3 protein-coding genes are annotated in these 3,546 nt (G+C 36.5%); 2 read left to right on the top strand and 1 reads right to left on the bottom strand.

Annotated features, from left to right (window positions below; all coding sequences use genetic code 11):
- Window positions 1-356: 356 nt before the first annotated feature.
- A complete protein-coding gene (locus tag ACWXWT_RS20150; protein WP_456043353.1) occupies window positions 357-602 on the bottom strand; it encodes a TIGR02922 family protein in 246 nt (81 codons plus the stop codon).
- 613 nt (window positions 603-1,215) lie between these two features.
- Here ACWXWT_RS20150 and ACWXWT_RS20145 point away from each other — a divergent pair.
- Both ACWXWT_RS20145 and ACWXWT_RS20140 read left to right on the top strand, forming a co-directional pair.
- The gene (locus tag ACWXWT_RS20145; RefSeq protein ID WP_456043352.1) at window positions 1,216-1,941 is read left to right on the top strand and encodes a YebC/PmpR family DNA-binding transcriptional regulator; all 726 of its coding nucleotides are present in this window, start codon (window positions 1,216-1,218) and stop codon (window positions 1,939-1,941) included.
- A 371-nt stretch (window positions 1,942-2,312) separates the two neighbouring features.
- Window positions 2,313-3,386 (top strand): GGDEF domain-containing protein, encoded by a 1,074-nt coding sequence (locus tag ACWXWT_RS20140; RefSeq protein ID WP_456043351.1) that lies wholly within the window; start codon window positions 2,313-2,315, stop codon window positions 3,384-3,386.
- The last annotated feature ends 160 nt before the right edge of the window (window positions 3,387-3,546 follow it).

Below are 3,546 nucleotides of genomic sequence, written 5' to 3'. Positions count from 1 at the left end.
CTCAGGTATTCCACTTCTGTGTTACATCGATTTAAAAGGCAACAACCATTTCTACATCAATGTGCCTTGAATTGAAAAACCTGAGAGACTCTGAACTGACCAGATATTTAATGGGATTGGTATAACTTGTAATAGGCCAACTATTGATACATCAACTCGCCTTGTGTGTAAAAATAATGATAAATTTGATAAATGTTAACACTAAGATTTGATTTTTATTGTATTTTAAATACTTACCCCAAATTCAGGTTAGAGATACGGCAGAAAAAGTTGTACTCATAAAGCACATAGCAAGTATAAAAAAAGACACTAAATGTGTCTTTTATTGATTGTGTTAACGCCAATAAGTTATAACGCTAACTTACTACTCGCTGTGAATAAACACGTTCACCTAGTGAGTTCAATATTTTGCACTCGCCTTCTAATACCGCAATAATCGATTTTCCTCGTCGAAATGACTCTGGGATCATCACGCGTCCAGTTTGACTGATAGTTAGCCCCGTCAGAACGGCATTAAACATTTCAAGGCCAACGGGTGCATCATAGTACAACACCGTTACGGTCGCCGAAGACTTTTGATCTGCAGCAGATTCAGATTTCATATTCGTACTCTCATTTCCAGCTTACTGGTTTAAGTGTAGAAATGATATTGATCATGTCGCTCATCAACACATCTCAGGATAAATGGACGAAACAATAGACTAACAATATTGAGTTCAACCAATAGAGAGCTCCTTTCTCTTATTTATATGGTTCGGTTACAAATAATAATTTAGCATTAAATTATATTATCGTTCCCCAACACTTTAAACTTAAATTTAACACATCTGATGTGTACTTAAATGATTTTGTTCTTGTAAATAGTGGGCTAGCACTAATATTTACACTATTTATGGTGTTACCAAGCCATTTTTGCGTTTCTTAATCGGTAAAATGAACATAACAAAAACCCATAAAAATAATAGTTGTTTAACGCCTGTTATATCAACTTGAACATTGTTTTTGAGTACAACCACCTACCCATCAATTGTTTATCTATTTTACCCCAATCCTCTTCTAGCAAGATGTCCAAGAGACTGTTTGAACACCTTTTATTATTCTTAGTCGAGGTTATTTATATAAAATTTAGACCCAGCACCTAAACACAACGACTTATTCCTGCTAGAATCGGCGTCAATTTTACGACTTCCATTTCCGAAATATAACGAGATTAAGATGGGCAGAGCATACCAAAACCGTAAAGAATCAATGGCCAAAACAGCCGGCCAAAAAACTCGACTTTATTCACGCTACGGCAAAGAAATTTATATTTGTGCCAAGCAGGGCGGCGTCGACCCTGACGGTAACCTTGCATTACGTGGCCTTATTTCCCGCGCGAAAAAAGATCAAGTCCCTGCACACGTTATCGAACGCGGCATCGAAAAGGCTCGTGGCGGTGGTGGAGAAGACTACGATAGCGCACGTTATGAAGGTTTTGGTCCTGGTGGTTGCATGGTCATCGTTGATTGTTTAACCGACAACGGCAAACGAACGTTTACTCAAGTGCGCCAAGCATTCGTTAAAAATGATGCAAAATTAGGCGGCCCTGGCACGGTTGGCCACATGTTCGATCATCAAGCCGTATTTGTATTCGAAGGTGAAGACGACGAAGCCATTCTTGAACTGCTTATGATGGCAGAAATTGATGTCACAGATGTAGAGTTAGAAGATGGCTTAATCAGTGTGTTTGCACCCATAACTGAATACAATAATGTTAGAACTGCACTAACAGAAGCGTATCCAGATATTGACTTTAAAATTGAGACGTTATCCTTTGTACCACAAACGATGACATCAATTAGCGGTGAAGATATTGAAGCATTTGATAAGTTTATTGCCGCACTAGAAGATTGTGATGATGTCCAAAACGTATATCACAATGCAGAAATTGACGAAGAGTAAACACTGTTAAAAATATGTCGTAGAAGCGTTAAAAGCACAAGTGCTGGACGCTTCGCGGCAATTAAAGACAACAAATAATAACAATAAAAAATATCTCAAACACTTTATAAAGTATCTCCCATTTTCAGTTTACTGCTTTAAATATCAGATTATTTTCACCTTTCATTTCAGTTATAGCAAAACATTCTGCTCAATGAATTTATCAAGTTCATCCGTATTAACGCTTCAGTCTTGAGAAAAATATCGTTGGATAAATACTCATTTCATGGCACTCTAAATACTAATAACTATAATTATACGTATGGCTTTTGCACATTAATTAACTCAACTCTAGTTTCTTATCTGGCACAAAGTATTTAAAGGATTAATCATTGCTAGCATTCATTAAAAATGAAGGTAAAAGTAACGGAGAATTACAGCAAACTCACGTTATATCCCTGTTTTCGCTCGTTGGAATGACGATGACTTTTATCATGGGAACCATTAGCTTATTTAACCAAGATCAACCACTAACAGTGATCTTGTTTATTGCCTGTATTATCTATTGTTTAGCCTACATTGCGCTGAGCAAATACAAAAAGCTTAAACTCAGTTCTTATATTACTATTTACTCATTGTATTTATTGATGTTTTATTTAGTATATGCAGGCGGTGTAGAGCAAACCGGTCCGTTGTGGATATTCATTGTAGCTCCAGTATCTGTTTATGTATTGGGACTGAGTTATGGGCTGGCTAATCTTTTATTTTTCTTAGCCGTTGTCACTCTTATTATGTTTTTCCCAACCGATATTATCCAACATGCTGCTTATTCAACTGAGTTTAGAATACGTTTAATATTGTCATTTTTAACCACCAGCTTTCTCTCTGCATTATATGAATACTCAAGAATGCTATCCTACAATAGTGCGTTGGAATTAAGCCAAAAATACCAACAACTCGCCTTATCTGATCCATTAACCAAATTAGCTAATCGACGCAATGCTTTGACGGTTTTACAGCAAGAAAAATCAAGAACATCAAGAAACGACGATCCCTTATCTGTTTTACTGTGTGACCTTGATCATTTCAAAATGGTTAATGATAAATACGGCCATAATTGTGGCGATATGATATTGACCGAACTCGCGCAAATATTTAAACAAAGTGTAAGACAACAAGATTGTGTTGCCCGTTGGGGAGGCGAAGAATTTCTGTTTATTTTGCCACAAACGTCGGCCGAACACGCTTTTATCATCGCTGAAAAAATTAGAATGAATGTACAGAAACACAAAGTCAACTTTCTCAAACAAGAGGTAAGCGTAACCATTAGTATTGGCATTTCACAATTAACTGATGATCAAAATATTGATGAGCTAATCAACATTGCCGACAGGTACCTGTATCAAGCTAAAAAGAATGGTAGAAACCAAGTGTATCCTCAGCAAACGGGACCAATAGCGACATAGCATGTTTAGAATAAACATTAATGTCGTTAATCTATCTAATACCAATCTCATTAAATATCTGGTCAGTTCAGAGTCTCTCAGGTTTTTCAATTCAAGGCACATTGATGTAGAAATGGTTGTTGCCTTTTAAATCGATGTAACACAGAAGTGGAATACCTGA

Source organism: Shewanella sp. A22 (genome assembly GCF_053850585.1).
This window is presented reverse-complemented; position numbering and strand designations above follow the sequence as displayed.

Coding starts and splice junctions, on each gene's coding strand:
- ACWXWT_RS20150 (WP_456043353.1), bottom strand. CDS start 602: ATGAAATCTGAATCTGCTGCAGATCAAAAGTCTTCGGCGACCGTAACG.
- ACWXWT_RS20145 (WP_456043352.1), top strand. CDS start 1,216: ATGGGCAGAGCATACCAAAACCGTAAAGAATCAATGGCCAAAACAGCC.